The sequence below is a fragment of the Enterococcus sp. DIV1421a genome (assembly GCF_051711025.1).
Lineage (GTDB): Bacteria > Bacillota > Bacilli > Lactobacillales > Enterococcaceae > Enterococcus_B > Enterococcus_B hirae.
On sequence record NZ_JBIOLU010000001.1, the window covers coordinates 44,313 to 66,468 of the forward strand.

The 22,156-nt window shown below is 38.9% G+C and carries 21 protein-coding genes; 18 read left to right on the top strand and 3 right to left on the bottom strand.

Annotated elements, in window-relative coordinates; genetic code table 11:
* Positions 1 to 13 precede the first annotated feature (13 nt).
* The 9 genes from deoC (at position 14) to deoD (ending at position 9,176) form a co-directional block, all read left to right on the top strand.
* Positions 14 to 676, top strand: coding sequence for a deoxyribose-phosphate aldolase (gene deoC / locus IGK21_RS00195; RefSeq protein ID WP_010720473.1), 663 nt, complete (start codon positions 14 to 16; stop codon positions 674 to 676).
* 17 nt (positions 677 to 693) lie between these two features.
* A complete protein-coding gene (locus IGK21_RS00200; protein ID WP_010720472.1) occupies positions 694 to 1,092 on the top strand; it encodes a cytidine deaminase in 399 nt (132 codons plus the stop codon).
* A gap of 73 nt (positions 1,093 to 1,165) precedes the next feature.
* Positions 1,166 to 2,248: a BMP family lipoprotein gene (locus IGK21_RS00205; protein ID WP_010720471.1), complete on the top strand. Its 1,083-nt coding sequence runs from the start codon at positions 1,166 to 1,168 to the stop codon at positions 2,246 to 2,248.
* 259 nt (positions 2,249 to 2,507) lie between these two features.
* A complete protein-coding gene (locus tag IGK21_RS00210; RefSeq protein ID WP_010720470.1) occupies positions 2,508 to 4,070 on the top strand; it encodes an ABC transporter ATP-binding protein in 1,563 nt (520 codons plus the stop codon).
* Positions 4,063 to 5,196: an ABC transporter permease gene (locus IGK21_RS00215; protein WP_010720469.1), complete on the top strand. Its 1,134-nt coding sequence runs from the start codon at positions 4,063 to 4,065 to the stop codon at positions 5,194 to 5,196. Before IGK21_RS00210 ends, IGK21_RS00215 begins: the two co-directional genes overlap by 8 nt.
* Positions 5,196 to 6,152, top strand: a complete 957-nt coding sequence (locus tag IGK21_RS00220; RefSeq protein WP_010720468.1) for an ABC transporter permease — start codon at positions 5,196 to 5,198, stop codon at positions 6,150 to 6,152. Before IGK21_RS00215 ends, IGK21_RS00220 begins: the two co-directional genes overlap by 1 nt.
* A gap of 97 nt (positions 6,153 to 6,249) precedes the next feature.
* Entirely contained in the window at positions 6,250 to 7,416 is a 1,167-nt protein-coding gene (gene deoB, locus IGK21_RS00225; RefSeq protein ID WP_010720467.1) for a phosphopentomutase, read from the top strand.
* A gap of 212 nt (positions 7,417 to 7,628) precedes the next feature.
* Positions 7,629 to 8,447 carry a purine-nucleoside phosphorylase gene (locus tag IGK21_RS00230; protein ID WP_010736792.1) on the top strand — a complete coding sequence of 273 codons (819 nt, stop codon included), beginning with the start codon at positions 7,629 to 7,631 and terminating at the stop codon, positions 8,445 to 8,447.
* A 21-nt stretch (positions 8,448 to 8,468) separates the two neighbouring features.
* Complete coding sequence (deoD, locus tag IGK21_RS00235; RefSeq protein ID WP_181914742.1) at positions 8,469 to 9,176, top strand: purine-nucleoside phosphorylase; 708 nt, start codon at positions 8,469 to 8,471, stop codon at positions 9,174 to 9,176.
* A gap of 54 nt (positions 9,177 to 9,230) precedes the next feature.
* Here the strand turns inward: deoD and gpmA are convergent, their stop codons facing one another.
* The 3 genes from gpmA to rpiA all read right to left on the bottom strand — a co-directional run bounded on the left by gpmA (position 9,231) and on the right by rpiA (position 11,627).
* On the bottom strand, positions 9,231 to 9,917 hold the full coding sequence (gene gpmA / locus IGK21_RS00240) for a 2,3-diphosphoglycerate-dependent phosphoglycerate mutase (protein ID WP_010720464.1): 687 nt from the start codon (positions 9,915 to 9,917) through the stop codon (positions 9,231 to 9,233).
* Between the two features lie 308 nt (positions 9,918 to 10,225).
* The gene (locus tag IGK21_RS00245; protein ID WP_010720463.1) at positions 10,226 to 10,807 is read right to left on the bottom strand and encodes a recombinase family protein; all 582 of its coding nucleotides are present in this window, start codon (positions 10,805 to 10,807) and stop codon (positions 10,226 to 10,228) included.
* Positions 10,808 to 10,943: 136 nt separating this feature from the next.
* A complete protein-coding gene (rpiA, locus tag IGK21_RS00250) occupies positions 10,944 to 11,627 on the bottom strand; it encodes a ribose-5-phosphate isomerase RpiA (RefSeq protein WP_010736793.1) in 684 nt (227 codons plus the stop codon).
* A gap of 308 nt (positions 11,628 to 11,935) precedes the next feature.
* On the opposite strand from rpiA, the gene rpsL reads away from it, so the two are divergent.
* From rpsL to IGK21_RS00295, 9 genes are all read left to right on the top strand, one after another.
* Entirely contained in the window at positions 11,936 to 12,349 is a 414-nt protein-coding gene (rpsL, locus tag IGK21_RS00255) for a 30S ribosomal protein S12 (RefSeq protein ID WP_002294318.1), read from the top strand.
* Between the two features lie 91 nt (positions 12,350 to 12,440).
* A complete protein-coding gene (gene rpsG / locus IGK21_RS00260) occupies positions 12,441 to 12,911 on the top strand; it encodes a 30S ribosomal protein S7 (RefSeq protein ID WP_010720461.1) in 471 nt (156 codons plus the stop codon).
* 78 nt (positions 12,912 to 12,989) lie between these two features.
* On the top strand, positions 12,990 to 15,074 hold the full coding sequence (gene fusA / locus IGK21_RS00265; protein ID WP_010720460.1) for an elongation factor G: 2,085 nt from the start codon (positions 12,990 to 12,992) through the stop codon (positions 15,072 to 15,074).
* Between the two features lie 171 nt (positions 15,075 to 15,245).
* Entirely contained in the window at positions 15,246 to 16,433 is a 1,188-nt protein-coding gene (gene tuf, locus IGK21_RS00270) for an elongation factor Tu (RefSeq protein WP_010720459.1), read from the top strand.
* Positions 16,434 to 16,786: 353 nt separating this feature from the next.
* On the top strand, positions 16,787 to 17,623 hold the full coding sequence (locus IGK21_RS00275) for a PRD domain-containing protein (protein ID WP_010736794.1): 837 nt from the start codon (positions 16,787 to 16,789) through the stop codon (positions 17,621 to 17,623).
* 9 nt (positions 17,624 to 17,632) lie between these two features.
* The gene (gene nagE / locus IGK21_RS00280; RefSeq protein WP_081128374.1) at positions 17,633 to 19,609 is read left to right on the top strand and encodes an N-acetylglucosamine-specific PTS transporter subunit IIBC; all 1,977 of its coding nucleotides are present in this window, start codon (positions 17,633 to 17,635) and stop codon (positions 19,607 to 19,609) included.
* Positions 19,610 to 19,849: 240 nt separating this feature from the next.
* A complete protein-coding gene (locus IGK21_RS00285; protein ID WP_063626396.1) occupies positions 19,850 to 21,319 on the top strand; it encodes a BglG family transcription antiterminator in 1,470 nt (489 codons plus the stop codon).
* Between the two features lies 1 nt (position 21,320).
* On the top strand, positions 21,321 to 21,809 hold the full coding sequence (locus tag IGK21_RS00290) for a PTS sugar transporter subunit IIA (protein ID WP_010720455.1): 489 nt from the start codon (positions 21,321 to 21,323) through the stop codon (positions 21,807 to 21,809).
* A 20-nt stretch (positions 21,810 to 21,829) separates the two neighbouring features.
* Positions 21,830 to 22,144 (top strand): PTS fructose transporter subunit IIB, encoded by a 315-nt coding sequence (locus tag IGK21_RS00295; protein ID WP_010736797.1) that lies wholly within the window; start codon positions 21,830 to 21,832, stop codon positions 22,142 to 22,144.
* The last annotated feature ends 12 nt before the right edge of the window (positions 22,145 to 22,156 follow it).

The following is a 22,156-nucleotide window of genomic DNA, read 5'->3' on the forward strand; positions in this document are numbered from 1 at the left end:
AGGAGAGAAAAAAATGGAATTGAACCGAATGATCGATCACACCATCTTAAAAGCAGATGCTTCTCAAGAAGACGTTATGCGAATTATTGAAGAAGCAAAGAAATACCATTTCTATTCTGTTTGTATCAACCCAACATGGGTCGCACTAGCAAAAGAACAATTAAAAGGCGAACCAGTGGCAGTATGTACAGTAATTGGCTTTCCTTTAGGAGCTAATACTGCTGAAACTAAGGCTTTTGAAACTACAAATGCGATTGAAAATGGCGCAGATGAAGTGGATATGGTCATCAATATTGGGGCAATGAAGTCTCAACAGTTTGATAAAGTCCAAAAAGATATTGAAGCAGTGGTTGCAGCGGCCAAAGATCGTGCTTTAGTCAAAGTCATCATCGAAACAGCTTTATTAAATCATGAGGAAATTGTAAAAGCTTGTGAGCTGGCAAAAGCTGCTGGGGCAGACTTTGTTAAAACTTCTACAGGATTTTCAACTGGCGGAGCAAAAGTCGAAGATGTTCGTTTAATGCGTGAAACTGTTGGACCTGAAATGGGTGTGAAAGCATCTGGTGGTATCCATAACGAAGCTGAAGCTTTGGCAATGATTGAAGCTGGTGCGACAAGAATTGGCACCAGTGCAGGAGTTTCGATTATGTCAGGATCTACTGGCGAAGGCTATTAAGTAGTAAGGGGAAGCTTATGACAGAAGTGAAGCAAGAATGGATCAACATTGCAGTAGAAGCATTGGATAAAGCATATGTACCATATTCACATTTTCCAGTAGGTGCATGTTTAGTCACTGAATCTGGAAAAACGTATCAAGGGGTCAACATCGAAAATGCCTCGTTTGGTTTAACCAATTGTGCGGAGCGCACGGCTTTTTTCAAAGCTGTTTCTGAAGGAGAAAAAGAGTTTACTCATTTAGTAGTGGCTGGTCATACGCCAGAGCCAATTTCTCCTTGTGGTGCTTGTCGTCAAGTAATGGCTGAGTTTTGTGTACCAGACATGCCGGTAACTTTAGTAGGGGATAACGGTGTGACTAAGGCAATGACGGTTAAAGAACTATTACCTTACGCCTTTACAGAAAAAGATCTATAGAATTATCACTCATGTTCATTCAGTCAGCTGACTGTTGAAAAATAAAACAATTATTTTAGGGGGCTTTACAGAAATGAAAAAAGCAAAATTATTTGGTTTAAGTGCTGTAGCGTTATCTGCTGGGTTATTATTGGGCGCATGTGGCAGCGGATCAGATTCAACTGATTCAACCGGTGGAAACAGCGGTTCAAAAACAGCAACTGCAGCATTGATCACAGATACGGGCGGTGTTGATGACCGTTCATTCAACCAGTCAGCTTGGGAAGGACTACAAGCTTGGGGGAAAGATCATGATCTATCACGTGGAAATGATGGGTTCCAATATTTCCAATCAGCAAATGAATCAGATTATATCCCTAATATTGACCAAGCTTTGAATGCAGGTTTTAAAACAATCTTTGGTATTGGTTATAAATTGAAGCCAGCTATTGAAGAGCAAGCTGCATCAAATCCTGAAACAAACTTTGCTATTATTGATGACGTTATCGACGGCAAAGACAACGTGGTTTCAGCAACATTTAAAGATAACGAAGCTTCTTATCTTGCTGGGATTGCCGCAGCTTACACAACTGAAACAAACACTGTTGGTTTCATTGGTGGGGTAAAAGGTGAAGTAATCGATCGTTTTGACGCAGGATTCAAAGCTGGTGTAGATGCTGGTGCAAAAGCATTAAACAAAGAAATTAAAGTCTTGAATCAATATGCAGGAGACTTCTCAGCGCCAGATAAAGGACGTTCAATTGCTCAAGGAATGTATGCACAAAATGCAGATATCATTTTCCACGCATCTGGTGGTACTGGTAACGGTGTATTCCAAGAAGCGAAATCATTAAACGAATCAGGCGACAAAAAAGTTTGGGTTATCGGGGTTGACCGTGACCAATCGGACGAAGGCGAATACACTTTAAACGGTGAAAAGAAAAACTTTACTTTGACATCAACTCTAAAAGGTGTAGGAACTGTTGTTGAAGACTTAGCTCAAAAATCAGCTGACGGTGATTTCCCTGGTGGAGAACATACCGTTTACGGATTGAAAGAAGACGGTGTTGGTATCACAAAAGGTCAACTTTCAGAAAAAGCAGAAAAAGCTGTGAATGAAGCAAAAGAAAAAATCATCTCAGGAGATATCAAAGTACCAGAAACTCCTGAAAAATAATCAAACGAATTTCTATAGCCTTGTTGGACAATTGTTTGACAAGGCTATGGTTTAGTAAATAACTAACGATTGTTTCTTTATCAAGATGTTGCTGAAAAGCTATTTTCGTTTTTTTGTTCTTAATTCTTGAAGTAGAACATGCTGCTCACAGCCTCTTGATAAGGGAATAATCCCCTGAAGTTTTTGCTTCAATTTGAGATTTTATGAAAAATCTTTGTTAATCGTTGCCTAGATAGAAATCGTTAGGATGTGAAAAATTGTGGTTCAAGAAAATATTGTCATCGAAATGCGGAATATCACCAAACAGTTTGGTACGTTCAAAGCAAATGACAACATCAACTTGCAAGTGAAAGCAGGAGAGATCCACGCTTTACTTGGGGAAAATGGTGCCGGAAAATCAACCTTGATGAATGTGCTCTCAGGCCTTTTAGAGCCAACATCAGGTGAAATACTGATGCATGGGAAAGAAGTGAAAATTACAAGTCCGACAAAAGCGAACCAGCTAGGTATCGGAATGGTCCATCAGCACTTTATGCTTGTGGATGCATTTACTGTTACTGAAAATATTGTTTTGGGAAGTGAGCCAAGTCGAGCAGGGGTACTTGATCGTCGCCAAGCACGTGAAGAAATCCAAAAGCTTTCTGAACAATATGGTTTATCGGTCAATCCTGATGCGTATGTCCGAGATATCTCTGTTGGAATGGAACAACGGGTAGAAATCTTAAAAACACTTTATCGTGGGGCAGATGTCTTGATTTTTGACGAACCTACAGCAGTATTAACGCCACAAGAGATTGACGAACTGATTGTAATCATGAAAGAGTTGGTCAAAGAAGGGAAATCGATCATTTTGATCACCCATAAGTTAGATGAGATTAAAGCTGTAGCAGATCGTTGTACAGTTATCCGTCGTGGTAAAGGGATTGGTACAGTAAATGTAAAAGATGTCTCTTCACAACAATTGGCAGATATGATGGTTGGACGTACGGTTTCATTTAAGACAATGAAGAAAGAAAGTCAGCCTCAAGAAGTTGTGTTATCGATTGAAAATCTAGTGGTTAAAGAAAACCGAGGATTGGACGCAGTCAAAGACCTAAGTTTAGAAGTACGAGCAGGAGAAGTTTTAGGAATTGCTGGTATTGATGGTAACGGACAGTCAGAATTGATCCAGGCGTTAACCGGTTTACGTAAAGCAGAAAGTGGAACGATTCGCTTAAAAGATGAAGATATCACGAATAAAAAGCCAAGAAAAATTACGGAGGCTGGTGTAGGACATGTGCCCGAAGACCGTCATAAGTATGGCTTAGTGCTGGATATGACGTTAGCGGAGAATATTGCTTTACAAAATTATTACCAAAAACCTTACAGTAGAAATGGCTTATTGAATTATTCGTTGATCAATGAACATGCACGAGAATTAATCGAAGAGTATGATGTTCGAACAACGAATGAACTTGTGCCAGCGAAAGCATTATCAGGTGGGAATCAACAAAAAGCAATTATTGCTCGGGAAATCGATCGTGATCCTGACTTGTTGATCGTTGCTAATCCGACACGTGGGCTAGATGTTGGAGCAATCGAGTTTATTCATAAACGTTTGATTGAACAAAGAGACAAATACAAAGCGGTCTTATTGATTAGTTTTGAATTAGAAGAAATTTTGAATGTTTCTGATCGTATTGCGGTACTCCACGAAGGAAAAATCGTGGGAATCGTTGATCCAAAAGAAACTTCTGAAAATGAACTAGGATTACTTATGGCGGGCTATTCTTTAGAAGAAGCAAGAAAAGAGTTAGAAAAGGTTGGTGGCGCACATGAATGATCGCAATGAAAAGATACGTAATCTCCTAGTTCCTATTTTTTCGGTAATTCTAGGTTTAGTTTTAGGTGCTATCTTGATGGCAGCTTTTGGTTATAACCCAGGCCAAGGTTACTCTTCAATGTTAAATGCGTCCCTTGGTTCTCAAAGAAGTATTGGTGAAACATTACGGCAAGCAACACCGTTGATTTTTACTGCATTAGGTTTTTCTGTTGCAAACTCAGCAGGATTCTTCAATATCGGGCTTTCGGGACAAGCACTCTGTGGTTGGATCGTTAGTGTGTGGGTAGCACTTGCCTTTCCTGATCTGCCAAAAGTCATTTTATTACCGACTTGTGTGATTTTAGGTGCTTTGGCAGGAGCCTTGGCTGCGGCTATCCCAGGGGTGTTAAGAGCCTTTTTCGGTACAAGTGAAGTAATCGTCACTATTATGATGAACTATATTTTACTTTATTTAAGTACTTTTGCTTTACATGACATCATGCCAGATACGTATCGTTCAAGCTTAGATTCTTCAAATTTGATTGGGCAAAATGCTTCTCTTAGATTACCTTGGCTGACACAAATGTTTGGCGGTTCTCGTGTAAATGCTGGTTTGTTTTTAGCATTGATTGCACTGGTTGTTGTTTGGCTATTGATGAAGAAAACGACGTTAGGCTTTGAAATTCGTTCGGTAGGTCTAAATCCTTTTGCTTCTGAGTATGCTGGAATGAGTAGTAAACGTACGATCGTCTTCTCCATGATGATTTCAGGCGCTTTAGCAGGACTTGGTGGAGTAGTCGAAGGATTAGGAACGTATCAAAACTTTTTCGTCCAAACAACTTCATTAGCCATCGGATTTGACGGAATGGCTGTGTCACTGTTAGGTTCTGGTTCAGCGATTGGAATTTTACTTTCAGCACTCTTGTTCAGTATCTTGAAAATCGGTGGTTTGGGGATGCAAACAGGTGCCGGTATACCATTTGAAATCGTAAATGTATCGATTGCATTGATTATTTTCTTTGTTGGGATCAACTTCTTGATTCGTTTCATTATGGCGAAATTCTTCCAAGGTAAAAAACAAGAAGCGATCGTGGAGACTGTTGAATCGAAACCAACAAATCAGAGTCAAGAAGGAGGAGAATTATAATGTCAACAACTGAGTTAATTGCTTTAATCCTCACTTCAACGTTGGTTTATTCAACACCATTAATTCTTACATCTTTAGGTGGAACTTTTTCTGAACGAAGTGGGATTGTCAATGTAGGTTTAGAAGGCATCATGGTTATGGGTGCTTTCAGTGCGGTAGTATTTAATCTAACCATGAGTCCTACCTTAGGAGACATGACACCATGGATTGCTATTTTAGTCGGTGGGATAGTTGGTGTGTTATTCTCTTTATTACATGCAGTAGCAACTGTTAGTTTACGTGCAGACCATATCATCAGCGGGACAGTTATCAACTTGATGGCACCAGCTTTGGGTGTATTTTTGATCAAAACATGGTATGGAAAAGGACAAACTGATAATATTTCAGTTAACTTAGGATATTTCTCATTTCCTGGATTATCAAAAATCCCTGTGATTGGACCAATTTTCTTTAAAAATACATTTTTACCAGCTTATTGTGCCATTTTAATTGCGATTCTTGCTTGGTTTATTATCTTTAAGACAAAGTTTGGACTTCGCTTACGCTCAGTGGGTGAAAATCCTCAAGCAGCGGATACATTGGGAATCAATGTTTACGCGATGCGTTATTCTGGGGTATTGATCTCTGGTTTACTTGGCGGAATGGGTGGCGCAGTATTCGCTCAATCGATTTCAGGGAATTTCTCTGCCGGAACGATCGTAGGTCAAGGGTTTATCTCAATGGCTGCTATGATCTTCGGTAAATGGAATCCACTAGGGGCAATGGGCGCTTCTTTATTCTTTGGCTTTGCGCAAAGTTTAAGTATCATCGGGGCTCAATTACCAGTGATTTCTTCGATACCGCCAGTATTGTTGCAGATTGCACCTTACCTATTAACCGTTATTGTGTTAGTAGCGTTCTTAGGAAAAGCATCTGGACCTAAAGCAAACGGTAAAAATTATATAAAATCAAAATAAACTTTTAGTGAATAAAAAGGGTGGGTTACGGGAAATGTTTTTTCGACTCGCCCTTTTTGATTTAATAGCAATAATAAAAAAGAAAGAAGGAATAATCATGTTTAAACGCGTACATTTGATTGTCATGGATTCAGTAGGAATCGGTGAAGCGCCAGATGCTGAAAAATTTGGTGATAAAGGTTCAGATACACTAGGGCATATCGCAAAAGAAGCTGGTTTGACAATTCCTCATTTAGAACAGTTAGGATTAGGAACGATTCGCCCATTAGAAGGTGTCGAAGCGGTTAAAAACCACCAAGGCTATGCCACTAAATTGGAGGAAGTATCTGTAGGAAAAGATACAATGACCGGTCACTGGGAAATCATGGGTCTGAACATCAAGACACCATTTCGAGTATTTCCTAACGGTTTCCCTGATGAATTACTCAAACAAATCGAAGACTTCTCAGGACGCAAAATTGTTTGCAATCAACCATATAGTGGAACCGCTGTTATAGATGACTATGGTGAACATCAAATGAAAACTGGTGATTTGATCGTCTATACGTCCGCAGATCCGGTTCTACAAATTGCTGCGCATGAAGAAATTATTCCTTTAGAAGAACTTTATCGGATTTGTCAGTTCGTTCGTGACATTACTAAAGACGACCCATACATGATTGGTCGAATTATTGCGCGACCTTACGTTGGAGAACCTGGTAATTTTACTCGTACGAGCAACCGACATGATTACGCATTGGATCCATTCGGGCATACGGTTTTAGATTCATTAAAAGAAGCAGGAAAAGACGTTATCGCTGTTGGAAAAATCAACGATATCTTCAACGGTCAAGGAATTACAGAGTTCGTCCGTACGAAAAGCAATATGGATGGCGTTGACCAATTATTAAATGTGATGAAAAAAGAGTTTACAGGGATCAGTTTTACTAATTTAGTTGATTTTGATGCATTATTTGGACATCGTCGGGATGTTGTAGGTTATGCCCACGCAATTGAAGATTTTGATTTACGTATTCCTGAAATATTAGAGGCAATGGCAGAGGACGACTTACTGATGATTACTGCTGACCATGGAAATGATCCAACATTCCCTGGAACAGATCATACACGTGAATATGTACCATTATTAGTTTTCAGCAAAAAAATGCAAGGACAAGGAAGCTTGCCACAAGGCTACTATTCAGATATCGCAGCAACGATTGCTGAAAACTTCGATGTTCCTGCTACCGAAAACGGCGAAAGTTTCTTAAAACTTTTGAAATAGGAATGACAGACCGCGTTTGAAAATTTGACCTGAAAAAGCGTAACTAAGATAGGTCAATCATTTTGTTCAAAGAGCCATCTTGCTTTAACAGTATCAATCAAGAGGTGAAAAAGCCTTGTTAATCAGGCATACCTGTTTTTTTAGCTAGTCGAACGACAGGGCTTCTAACCTCTTGACTTCTGTAGAAAAAAATAGTTAATAGGAGAAAGTAAATGACCCAATTAAGCGAAATGTTACAAGAAACGACTCAATTTATTCTAGAAAAAGGCGTAAAAGAAATTGATTTTGGTTTGATCTTAGGTTCAGGTTTAGGAGAGTTAGCGGAAGAAATCGAGGAAGCAATCGTGATTCCTTATGACCAAATCCCATTTTTCCCAACATCAACAGTTGTCGGCCATGCTGGTCAATTAGTCTATGGTACCTTGTCTGGTAAAAAAGTTCTGGCAATGCAAGGACGATTCCATTTTTATGAAGGTCATTCAATGCAAACTGTCACTTATCCTGTGCGGGTAATGGCAGCATTAAAGGCTCATTCGGTGATTGTCACGAATGCAAGTGGTGGGGTAAATGAATCATTTGTTCCTGGCGATTTGATGTTGATTACTGATCATATCAACTTCACAGGTCAAAACCCATTGATTGGTCCTAACGAAGATGAGATCGGTCCACGCTTCCCTGATATGAGCGAGGCGTATACCTTAACTTACCGTGAAGTAGCCAAAGAGGCTGCGAGCCAATTAGATTTGACTCTTAAAGAAGGGGTATATATGGGCTATTCTGGACCAACATACGAAACACCTGCAGAGATTCGGATGTCACGTACGATGGGAGCAGATGCAGTCGGAATGTCCACTGTGCCAGAAGTGATCGTTGCAGCACATAGCGGATTGAAAGTTCTCGGCATTTCATGTATCACTAATTTAGCAGCAGGCATGCAAGCGAACCTTAACCATGAAGAAGTGGTGGAAACAACGCAACGTGTCAAACAATCATTTAAGGCATTGATTAAAGAAGTATTAGTATTACTATAACTGAATCAAGGAGAGTGTCAGATGAGCGTACACATTGAAGCAAAACAAGGAGAGATCGCTGATAAAATACTACTTCCAGGCGATCCTTTACGAGCAAAATATATTGCTGAAACATTTTTAGAAGATCCAGTATGTTACAACCAAGTTCGTGGGATGTTAGGTTTTACTGGAACCTACAAAGGCGAACGTGTTTCGGTACAAGGAACGGGGATGGGGATGCCGTCAGCGACGATCTATGCCCATGAATTGATTCATTCATACGGTGTGAAAAAATTGATACGAGTGGGTACATGTGGTGCATTATCTAAAGATGTCCATGTTCGTGATCTTGTTTTAGCTCAAGGAGCAGCTACTAGTTCTTCGATGATCGAGAAAAATTTCCAAGCCTTTCATTTTCCGCCGATCAGTGATTTTAATTTATTGTTGAAGGCGTATGAAATTTCAAAAGAAAAAGGATTTACCACACATGTAGGAAATGTTCTCTCGGAAGATTCATTTTATAAAGATGATTCAACAGAAACGTTTAAATTAGCTGAATTAGGTGTGCTAGGTGTGGAAATGGAAGCAGCTGCTTTATACTATTTGGGAGCAAAATATCATGTCCAAACATTAGCAATCATGACAGTGAGTGACCATTTGCTTACCGGAGAAGAAACAACTGCAGAAGAACGACAAACGACATTTAACGAAATGATCGAAGTCGGATTAGAAACAGAAATCGCAGATTAATAAAAGAAGTGAGCGAGTGATTCAATTGAATCGCTTGCCCACTTTTTTTATTTATTATAAATAGTATTTTTTAGCAACTGTCAAGTCATCGTTTAATTCATAAACAAGTGGTTGACCAGTTGGAATTTCAAGATCCATGATATCTTCATCAGAAATTCCTTCGATGTGTTTTGCTAAAGCACGTAGAGAGTTACCATGTGCAGCTACTAAAACAGTTTTGTTGTCTAGTAAAGCTGGAGCAATTTCGTCTTGCCAGAATGGTAAAGCACGTTCTAAAGTAACTTTCAAGTTTTCGCCACCAGGAATATCGCGTTTGTCTAACATTGCATAACGACGATCGTTTGCAGCAGAACCTTCGTCACTTTCGTCCATCAATGGAGGAAGAGTGTCGTATGAACGACGCCAAATGTGTACTTGGTCATCTCCATATTTTTCAGCTGTTTCTTTTTTGTTCAATCCTTGTAATTTACCATAATGACGTTCGTTTAAGCGCCATGATTTGATTTGAGGAACCCAAAGTTGATCTGAGTGTTCTAAAATCAAATTACATGTTTTGATGGCACGAGTTAAAACTGAAGTGTAAGCAACATCAAATTCAATTCCAGCTTCTTTGATTTTGCGTCCGCCTTCTTTGGCTTCTTCGATTCCTTCTGGTGCTAAGTTTACGTCAGCCCAACCAGTAAATTGGTTTAATGCATTCCATTCACTAAGACCATGACGAGAAAAAACTAATTTTGGCATGTTTAGCTCTCCTTTAAAATAGGTTATATTTCTGAAAATTTCAGTTCTGCTTTATTGTACAATTTTTTTGACTAGATTTCCATTGAAAAATGAAGTTAATGAAAGGGAAAATCAGAAGATAGACAGATAAAAAAACAAAAATAATTCTTACAGTGACAGATAAACAGAGGTAGGTGGATCAATGGCTGCACTGTCATTGATCCACCTACCTATTCATTATATACAGTTGATTCGTCTTTAGCAGACAGTCTGCGTTTGTTGCGCCAATCCATTTTTAAATGAAAGAATATCAAGATGTAGGCAGTCGTTTAAGATAATTGCTGAATCTCTTTTTCTGGAAGATTGATATATTTATAACAGGTTCCGACTGATACACCACATTTAGTAGAAATTAATTGGATCGTTTCTTTTTTTTCATAATAAAGCCGACGAATTTTTTTAATTGTTTTTGGATCGATTTTTGGACGACCCCCGATTTTACCTTTTTTACGTGCTTCATCTAACCCGACAAGTGTCCGTTCCTTGATTAAAGAGCACTCCATAATGGCTAATCCTTCCATTAGTTGAAAATAGATTTTCCCCATCGGTGTACGCGTATCGATCTCTTCTTGGATACTAACTAGGTGTAAGCCACGATCTTTGAATAATTGTGTGAGTTCTGTTAGCTGACGAGTAGACTTCCCTAGACGATGAAGTTGACAGATAACTAAAGTATCGCCTTGTCGCATTTCCTTGATTACTTTTTCTAAACAAATATTATTAGACACCGCATCTTTAGACTTGTATGTCTCGTGAAAAATCTCCTGACAACCAAAATTAGAGAGTTGCTCCACTTGTGTTGTAAGATCAACATCATTTATGGTTGTGCGTGCATAACCAATAATCTTCATGGTGATTCCTTTCTAGCAATGATTTTCTGTCTATAGATAACAGTAAAAATGTAGCATAAAGTCCATTGAAAAGATAGTTTTTTATGTTTTTAAAATGAACTATTTTTGCTAATTTTTATAACTAATATCAGGGTTGTTATTTTTGATGAGGTGAGTCGATAATTGATACGCCTTGTGCGGAGCCGACAACGACTTTTGAAACCATATTTAAAAACAGTCCATGTTCAACGACACCAACCAGTTGATCAAGGTACGTTGCTAAAGCTTCAGGGTCATTGATCACTTCTAAATGTAAGTCAATAATGTAATGACCACTGTCTGTTTTGACTATCTGACCTGTTTCGGTTTGACGTAAAACAGGTTGGTAACCTTTCTCATCAAAGATCCGCATCAATTGTTGAGCGCCATAAGGAATCACTTCTACTGGAAGAGGGAACTGCCCAAGTTGCTCCACTAATTTTGATTCATCAACGATCCAGATGACTTGTTTTGAATACGTAGCAACAATTTTTTCAAAAAGTAATGCTGCGCCACCACCTTTAATTCCTTGAAATGCTTTACTGATTTCATCAGCACCATCGATCGTGAGATCAACTACGGGTACTTCATCAATACTCTTAAGAGGGATACCTAATTTTTCTGCTTGTTCTTTAGTGGCATTCGATGTAGTGACACCAGTGATGTTTAATCCTTCTTCACGCATTCTTCTACCGATTTCTTCTACCATATAATAGGCTGTAGAACCGGTACCCAAACCAACGATCATTCCGTCCTTCACAAATTTAGCTGCTTCAATTCCAGCTGCTTGTTTCAAATTCATCTGTTGTTCCCACCTTTTCTTTCGTCTCTATTCATAGCTATTTTATATTGAATGATTGGAAAAAGATAGCGTCCTTTTTTTAATTTCAAATGGCTAAAAAAAATACATAACACTGGTTGACAGAGTACTTTATTCATGATATCCTAACCAAGGTGCTTTATCTACAGGTCTCTGGTAAAGAGACGTGCTGACTGTTTATCAAAGCATATTTGATAAAGATGCAGAATTGCATTTATTTTTTATCGCAAAAAAAGAACCACCTGGATGTGTGGAACTAGACGCGAATCGTGGGAAGGAGGAAACAAGGAATGCCTACAATTAACCAATTAGTACGTAAACCTCGTAAATCAAAGGTGGAAAAATCTAATTCACCTGCTTTGAACAAAGGATATAACAGCTTTAAGAAAACTCAAACAAACGTGAACTCTCCTCAAAAACGTGGGGTAGCAACACGTGTGGGTACAATGACACCTAAAAAACCGAACTCAGCTTTACGTAAATATGCTCGTGTTCGTTTGTCAAACTTAATTGAAGTTACTGCTTATATCCCAGGGATTGGTCACAACTTACAAGAACATAGCGTAGTATTACTACGTGGTGGACGTGTAAAAGACTTACCAGGGGTACGTTACCATATCGTTCGTGGTGCACTTGATACAGCTGGTGTAAACGACCGTAAACAAAGCCGTTCTAAATACGGTACTAAAAAACCTAAAGCTTAATTTTAATTATTAAACAAATGAAACTTGTTCTTACTATGTTAAGAGAGTAAGGCAATTACTATGAAGAATATTTCGGAAGGAGGAGTTACGGATGCCACGTAAAGGTCCTGTTGCAAAACGTGATGTTTTACCAGATCCTATTTATAACTCAAAATTAGTAACTCGCTTGATCAACCGTGTAATGGTTGACGGAAAACGCGGTGTTGCAGCTAGTATTATTTATAACGCCTTTGATTTGATTAAAGAATCTACAGGTAATGATCCATTAGAAGTGTTTGAACAAGCTATGAAAAATGTTATGCCTGTTCTTGAAGTTAAAGCACGTCGTGTTGGGGGTTCAAACTATCAAGTACCAGTTGAAGTTCGCCCTGAACGTCGTACAACTTTAGCTCTTCGTTGGGTAGTAAACTACGCTCGCCTGCGCGGTGAACACACAATGGAAGAACGCTTAGCAAAAGAAATCATGGATGCTGCAAACAACACTGGTGCTTCTGTTAAAAAACGTGAAGACACTCATAAAATGGCTGATGCCAACCGTGCATTTGCTCATTATCGTTGGTAAGATCCTCTCTGCCTGTTGGGTTAAACGACAGCAGAAAGTCAATTTACAATCGATTTAAATAAAGAGAGGAGTAAGAAAATGGCAAGAGAATTTTCGCTAGAAAAAACTCGTAATATTGGTATCATGGCTCACGTTGATGCAGGTAAAACTACAACAACAGAGCGTATCTTGTACTATACTGGTAAAATCCATAAAATTGGTGAAACCCACGAAGGAGCTTCACAAATGGACTGGATGGAACAAGAACAAGAACGTGGTATCACAATTACATCTGCTGCGACTACAGCGCAGTGGAAAGGTTACCGTGTAAACATCATCGACACACCAGGACACGTAGACTTCACAATTGAAGTTCAACGTTCTCTACGTGTATTAGATGGTGCGGTAACTGTACTTGACTCACAGTCAGGTGTTGAACCTCAAACTGAAACAGTTTGGCGTCAAGCAACTGAGTACCGAGTGCCTCGTATCGTATTCTGTAACAAAATGGATAAAATCGGTGCGGACTTCTTGTACTCAGTAAAATCATTGCATGATCGTTTGCAAGCAAACGCGCATCCAATCCAATTGCCAATCGGTGCTGAAGAAAACTTCACTGGTATCATCGACTTGGTTAAAATGAAAGCTGAAATCTATACAAATGACTTAGGAACAGATATTCAAGAAACTGAAATTCCTGAAGAATATTTAGAACAAGCTCAAGAATGGCGCGAAAAATTAGTCGAAGCTGTTGCTGAAACAGACGAAGAACTAATGATGAAATATCTTGAAGGTGAAGAAATCACACAAGAAGAATTGATTGCTGGTATCCGCCGTGCAACAATTAATGTTGAATTCTTCCCTGTATTAGCTGGTTCAGCGTTCAAGAACAAAGGGGTTCAATTAATGTTGGATGCCGTTCTTGATTACTTGCCTTCTCCAGTTGATATCGAAGCAATCAAAGGGATCGATACAAAAACAGACGAAGAAACAACACGACCAGCTGACGATGAAGCTCCTTTTGCTTCATTAGCGTTTAAAGTAATGACTGACCCATTCGTAGGTCGTCTAACTTTCTTCCGTGTTTATTCTGGTGTCCTTGAAAGTGGTTCATATGTATTGAACGCTTCTAAAGGCAAAAAAGAACGTATCGGACGTATTCTACAAATGCACGCCAACACTCGTCAAGAAATTGATAAAGTGTACTCAGGTGATATCGCCGCTGCTGTTGGATTGAAAGATACAACAACTGGGGATACATTATGTGCATTAGACTCACCGGTTATTCTTGAGTCAATCGAATTCCCTGACCCAGTTATCCAAGTTGCTGTTGAACCTAAATCAAAAGCAGACCAAGATAAAATGGGTGTTGCGTTGCAAAAACTTGCTGAAGAAGATCCTTCATTCCGAGTTGAAACAAACGTTGAAACTGGTGAAACTGTTATCTCAGGTATGGGTGAGTTGCACTTAGACGTTTTAGTAGACCGTATGAAACGTGAATTTAAAGTTGAAGCAAACGTTGGTGCTCCACAAGTTTCATACCGTGAAACATTCCGTGAAGCAACAAAAGCTGAAGGTAAATTCGTACGTCAGTCTGGTGGTAAAGGTCAATACGGTCACGTATGGGTTGAATTTACACCAAACGAAGAAGGTAAAGGCTTCGAATTTGAAAATGCAATCGTCGGTGGGGTCGTTCCTCGTGAATACATCCCTGCTGTTGAAAAAGGACTAGAAGAATCTATGAATAACGGTGTTCTTGCTGGCTATCCATTAGTGGATATCAAAGCAAAACTTTACGATGGTTCATACCATGACGTCGATTCAAATGAAACAGCCTTCCGTGTTGCTGCATCTATGGCTTTAAGAGCTGCTGCAAAACACGCACGTCCTGTTATTTTAGAACCAATGATGAAAGTAACGATTACTGTTCCAGAAGATTACTTAGGTGATATCATGGGACACGTAACTAGCCGACGCGGTCGCGTTGAAGGTATGGAAGCACATGGTAACTCACAAATCGTTAATGCGATTGTTCCATTGGCTGAAATGTTCGGTTACGCAACAACATTGCGTTCAGCAACTCAAGGACGCGGTACATTTATGATGGTATTTGACCACTATGAAGATGTTCCTAAATCAGTCCAAGAAGAAATCATTAAGAAAAACGGCGGTAAAGCTGAATAATTTCTTAAAACAAGATCGTCTGTTTGACAGATTATCTAAAGAGACTGTATTTTTAATATAGTTTCGTGTAAAATAATTATCGATGATATGGGCATGTGATAGACTTTTGGTTTATCACATACCTATCAGACAAATAAAAAATATATTGTATTTTTAGGAGGACATTTTAAAATGGCAAAAGAAAAATTTGACCGTTCTAAACCACACGTTAACATTGGTACAATCGGACACGTTGACCACGGTAAAACAACTTTAACAGCAGCAATCACAACTGTACTATCTAAGAAAAACGGCGGCCAAGCTATGGCTTACGATCAAATCGATGGTGCTCCAGAAGAACGCGAACGCGGAATCACAATTTCAACAGCTCACGTTGAGTACGAAACTGACACTCGTCACTACGCTCACGTTGACTGCCCAGGACACGCGGACTACGTTAAAAACATGATCACTGGTGCTGCTCAAATGGACGGAGCTATCTTAGTAGTATCTGCTGCTGATGGTCCTATGCCTCAAACTCGTGAACATATCCTATTATCTCGTCAAGTTGGTGTTCCATACATCGTTGTATTCTTGAACAAAGTAGATATGGTTGACGACGAAGAATTACTAGAATTAGTTGAAATGGAAGTTCGTGACTTATTGACAGAATACGAATTCCCTGGTGACGATGTTCCTGTAGTTGCTGGTTCAGCTTTGAAAGCTTTAGAAGGCGACGCTTCATACGAAGAAAAAATCCTTGAATTGATGGCTGCAGTTGACGAATATATCCCAACTCCAGAACGTGACAACGACAAACCATTCATGATGCCAGTCGAAGACGTATTCTCAATCACTGGTCGTGGTACTGTTGCTACAGGTCGTGTTGAACGTGGACAAGTTCGCGTTGGTGACGTTGTAGATATCGTTGGTATCGCAGAAGAAACAGCTCAAACAACAGTTACTGGTGTTGAAATGTTCCGTAAATTATTAGACTACGCTGAAGCTGGAGACAACATTGGTGCTTTACTACGTGGTGTTGCACGTGAAGACATCCAACGTGGACAAGTTTTAGCTAAACCAGGTACAATCACACCTCATACAAAATTCTCTGCAGAAGTATACGTGTTGACAAAAGAAGAAGGTGGACGTCATACTCCATTCTTCACTAACTACCGTCCACAATTCTACTTCCGTACAACTGACGTAACAGGTGTTGTTGAATTACCAGAAGGAACTGAAATGGTTATGCCTGGCGACAACGTAACAATGGAAGTTGAATTAATCCACCCAATCGCTATCGAAAACGGTACTAAATTCTCAATCCGTGAAGGCGGACGTACAGTTGGTGCCGGTGTCGTTACTGAAATCAAAGCTTAATCTTTGATCAACTGAATTGTAAGCAACATTGTATTCGGACAATAAAAAGTCATGGTGTCATTAGACATCATGGCTTTTTTTATGGCTTATTTTAAACTTTATTGAGTAAATGAAAGCATTTTGTTTGACAAAAGGAAAAAAAGATGTTGACAAAAAAACGTTCCCTCGATAAAATTAAAGCGTTAACATATTTATTTTTCATGTGACTAGATCATACTAGGCATGGGAAGATTCCGTCGATAAGGAGACTTTGGTGGAATTTTTCTATGCTTTTTTTGTTGTCAAGCTTAAGATTGATAAAGGATGATTGGTCCATGAAGTAACTTTAATTCTGCAGAAAAAGGGTTATTATTATGAAAATCAAAAAGATTTTTAATCAAAATGCGGTCTTAGTCGATGACGATGGACAAGAAAAGGTCGCAATTGGTAAAGGTGTTGGATTCGATAAAAAGCGCAATGACTTGATTTTTCATCGAGAAATTGAGCGGATGTTTGTGATGGAGCCAGAAAGTCAAATGAAACTACAAAGTTTGCTGAATCAAATTGACGAAAAGTTTCTTTTTGCCGCTGAACACATTATTGATCATGCAGAAACAGTTTTAATGAAAAAGCTGAATGAGCATGTGTTGATTGCATTAACGGATCATATTGCTTTTGCTGCTGAAAATATTCGTAATGGAATTGTTATTCGAAATAAATTACTGCGAGAAATCGAGGCGCTGTACCACGAAGAATTTAGTATTGCGCAATGGGCAGTTGATTATTTGAATCACACTTTAGCTATTCCTTATACATATGATGAAGCGGGTTATATAGCGATACATATCCATAGTGGTCATAGCGGACAAACTAGTAATCATCGTAGCATTCGCGAAGTCACGATCGTGTCGGAAATTATCCAGTTGATTGAAAAAGAGCTGAGGATCGATATCCATTCCGAACAAATGGCACTGAATTATTCTCGTTTAGCAAACCATCTTCGGTTGTTGATCCAACGGTATCACAATCAGCAGTATGCGGTCTTAGACGAGGAGATTATTGAGATAGTCAAACGAAAATATTCAGGAAGTTATGCAGTCGCAAAAAAAATTCGAGTACTTTTAACTAAACAATATCAAATGTCTATTACAAGCGAAGAACTTGGTTATTTAGTTATTCATATCGAACGCTTGCGAGGGACAACAGAATAGGAGAACAAAATGAAAACATACTTACAACGAATGGGACGTTCCTTGATGTTACCAGTAGCAACCCTACCAGTAGCTGCTTTATTCATGGGGATTGGTTATTGGATCGATCCGACTGGTTGGGGTGGCAATAACATTTTTGCCGCTTTTATGATCAAAGCTGGAGGAACAGTCTTAGATAATTTAGGAATCATTTTTGCTGTTGGGTTAGCATTGGGGATGTCTAAAGACAAAGATGGTTCATCAGCATTGGCAGGATTGATCGCCTTTTTAGCACCAGTCACATTAGTCAATAGTGCTTCTGTTGCATTGTTTACTAAAGTGGATGTTGAAAAAGTGAATATCGCTTTTGATGCAATCAATAATAAAAATGTATTTATTGGAATTTTGGCAGGATTAGTCGCTGGTGCGATGTATAATCGCTTCAGCGGAGTTAAATTGCCAATGGCGTTGTCTTTCTTTAGTGGAAAACGAGCAGTACCGATCGTAACAGCTGGTTTAATGGCAATTATTTCTGCTTTATTGATTTTTGTTTGGCCACCAGTTTATGATACATTGGTTAGTTTCGGTGAATTGATCTCTGGAATGGGCGCGTTAGGTGCTGGTCTATATGGCTTCTTCAACCGTTTGCTGATTCCAACTGGTTTACACCATGCACTTAACAATGTTTTTTGGTTCAATTTGGCTGGAATTGATGATATTGGTAAATTCTGGGCAAGTGAAGGGGTAAAAGGAGTCACTGGTATGTATCAAGCTGGTTTCTTCCCGGTCATGATGTTTGGGTTACCTGCTGGTGCACTTGCTATCTATCAATGTGCGCGACCAGAAAAGAAAAAAGTGACTGCGTCTTTGATGTTAGCTGCCGCTTTCGCTTCTTTCTTTACAGGAGTGACTGAACCGTTAGAATTTTCATTTATGTTTGTCGCTTGGCCATTGTATGTCGTTCATGCTGCTTTAACAGGGATTTCGATGTTTATCGCAGCAACCTTCCATTGGACAGCGGGCTTTAATTTTAGCGCCGGCTTTATTGATTTCTTCTTAAGCTTACGTGTACCTATTGCCAATCAACCATTAATGCTATTGGTATTAGGCTTGGCGATGGGTGTGATTTATTACTTTACATTTTTATTTGTCATCAAAAAATTCAATTTGATGACGCCGGGGCGTGAAGAAGATACTGGAGTTGCAGAAAATGGGGAAGTAGGAACAGTGCCAACTGGTGACAATCGATTTGCCACGCTAGCTAATCAACTTTATCAAGCATTAGGTGGTGCAGCGAACGTTGTTTCCATTGACAATTGCACGACACGTTTACGCTTGTATGTAAAAGATACGGCAAAAGTTGATCAAGGGAAAATCAAAGCGACTGGCGTTCCAGGTCTGAAAGTAATTGATGCCAAAAATATTCAAGTGATCGTTGGAACGGAAGTCCAATTTGTTGCAGATGAAATGAAAAAAATTCATGGAAGTAGCGGCAAAGGAACTGTTCAGTCCACGCCTACTGTGACAACCAAAACAGTCGTTGATCCACAAAACCAAGATATTTTTGCGGTAGCAAATGGGAAGCTAATGCCAATCACAGAAGTGGCAGATGATGTCTTTTCACAAAAAATGATGGGAGACGGGTTTGCGGTTCTACCAACGAATGGCGAAGTGTTTGCTCCAATCGCTGGTACGATTATCAATATTTTTCCAACGAAACATGCAGTTGGTATCAAAACGGAATCAGGAATTGAAGTTCTCTTGCATATGGGGATCGATACCGTGAACTTAAAAGGAGCGCCTTTTACGATCTACGTTGAAGAGGGACAAAAAGTCGCACGTGGTCAATTAATTGCAACCATGGACTTGGTGGCACTACAATCGGCAAACAAACAATCAGATCTGATCGTTGCTTTTACCAATGGTGAAAAAGTGGCGAAGCTAACGATGGATGCTAGTGGGGTAGTTAAAGCAAATGCTGTGATTGGTCATGTTAAGAGTAATTAAGGAAGAAAACTACTGACACCAATCAATAGTTGCTTATTTTCATCGTTTCGTCTATTCATTACTTTTATGCACTCTGATGTATCGTGTAAAACATCGAAGACAGGTTTTTGCCTGCTTCGGTGTTTTTTGTCTTTTTTGCCACTTTTTGTAAACGCTTTTAAAAATGTCCAGAGTAATGGACAGAACAAAAAATGAGTTGTCAGAAAATTCCGTTATAGTATAAACAAGGAGGTTGAACAAATGCAGCTAAGCAAAAGAGAGAAAGAAATGGTCGAATACTTTGTTAAACATGGCTTATCCCTTACAGCTCAGGAGTTAGCTGAATTTGCCCATGTTTCTACGAAAACGGTCTACCGTACGATTAAAAAGATAAATGATGTGTCTGAAAACGGGGAAATCATTTTGGCAGAGGCAGGCAAAGGATTTCGGTTAGACTACGATAAATATTTAAATGTGAGTGCAACGCATAATGAAAGTCGAACGAGTCAAGGACCTTTGGAAAGAAGAAATGCGATTTTGCTTAATTTGTTGTTTAAGGCACCCAAGAAGTTATTAATCAATGAATTGTTCCATCCGTATTATGTGAGTGATCCGGTAATTAGTAATGATTTGGCTAAGATCAGTTTATTTTTAATGAAAAACCACCTCCAACTTAAACGACAAGGTACCCGAATTGGTATCGAAGGAACAGAAAAACATATTCGTAAAGTAGTGAATATGCTATTAAGTATCCATTTATTGGAAGATAAAAAAGTGGTTCCTAGTCACCCAATGATCAGCTCATTTGATATCAATTTTATTACTTCGATCGTTGAGTTTATCGAACAAAAACTAGTCAGTCGAATTGCCTATCCATATGCAATGAATATTTTTTCTCATATTTATATCTTAGTCAAACGCTTCCGTGAAGGGGTCGTGTATTTAGAAGAAGATACGTGGGATTTAGATGAAGAAGATCAGGCGCTGATCCATTATAACCAGGAACTGTACCAACTATCAAAGCAAGTCATGCTCAAATTAGGTCAATATTTAAATACGACTCTCCCTGAAAGTGAAACTTTTTATCTTTTTCAATACTTGATTTCCTCCAGGATCGAAAATGGTTCGATTAAACATCAAAATATTTCAAATGAAGCTGAAGAAATCACCCGTTTTTTTTCTGCTACGATGAGCCGGCTCATGGGAGTGGCGATTGATCAAGAACGAAACCGACATGATTTGTATAGTCACATTCAGCCGCTATTGTATCGATTAAAACATGAGATCACAATCAAAAATGATTTATTGCACGACATTGAATTAGAGTACCAGGAAACGTTTCAATTGGTAGAATTTGTCAGTAAAATGGTCCAAAAAAAATTTCATACAAACCATATATCCAAAGATGAAATTGGATTTTTAACATTATACTTTGTGAGATACAAAGAGTTAGCCCCAATAAAAAAACGTGTATTGATCATGTGTAGTAGTGGTGTTGGAACTTCAGAACTATTGAAAGTCAAAGTAAAAAAAGCCTTTCCTGAATTAGAGATTATTGCTGTTTTATCTTCTCGGCAGTACCAGAAAAACCAAGCGGAATTTAGTAAGATCGATTTGATTTTAACAACGGTTTGTTTGAATGAGCCACCGAAGATTCCCACGATATTAGTAAACTCAGTATTTACCAAGCAAGACGAAAAACGTGTGAAGCAAATGTTAGGAGAGATGTGAAATGGTTACAAAACAGGTAATGTCAGAATTTAGTATCGCAAATGTGATTACAGAAAAACTGATACGTTTAGAAATGAAAGCGAAAACAAAAAAAGAAGCGATTCTCGAATTAAGTGAATTACTAAAAGAAAACGGCATTATCAAAGATGTTGATGATTTTTCATCAGATGTCTTTCAACGGGAGAAAGAAGGAATCACAGGGATTGGAAACGGTGTGGCGATTCCCCACGGAAAATCAGCGAGTGTCATTCAGACTTCTTTGGTTGTGGGTAAAGTCGAGACCCCGATCCCTTGGGAATCATTAGATGAGCAGCCTGTAAAGGTCATTATCTTATTTGCAGTAAAAGATACAGATGCCAATACCGTTCATATCAAATTGTTACAAAAAGTAGCAATGTTATTAGCAGAAGATACCATTATCGAAAAAATGAATCAGGCAACTAGTAAAACAGAATTAATGGAACTATTAGCAAAAGAACCAACTGTCTAAAAGAAAAGGAGGAAGGAAAAATGAAGATCGTCGGAGTAGCAGCCTGTACTTCAGGAATTGCACATACGTATATTGCCAAACAAAAATTAGAAAAAGCAGCAAAAGCATTAGGACATGAAGTGCACATCGAAACACAAGGAACAATTGGTACAGAAGACGAGTTATCGAAGGAGGAGATCAAGCAGGCAGATGTCGTCATTATTGCAGCAGATATCAAAATTGGTGGCAAGGAGCGGTTCGAAGGAAAAAAAGTGATTGAGATTCCTACGAACATGGTCATTAAAGCACCGAAAGGGTTGATTACTAAAATTGAAGAAGAACTCAGTAAAACATAAAAGGAGAGGAAT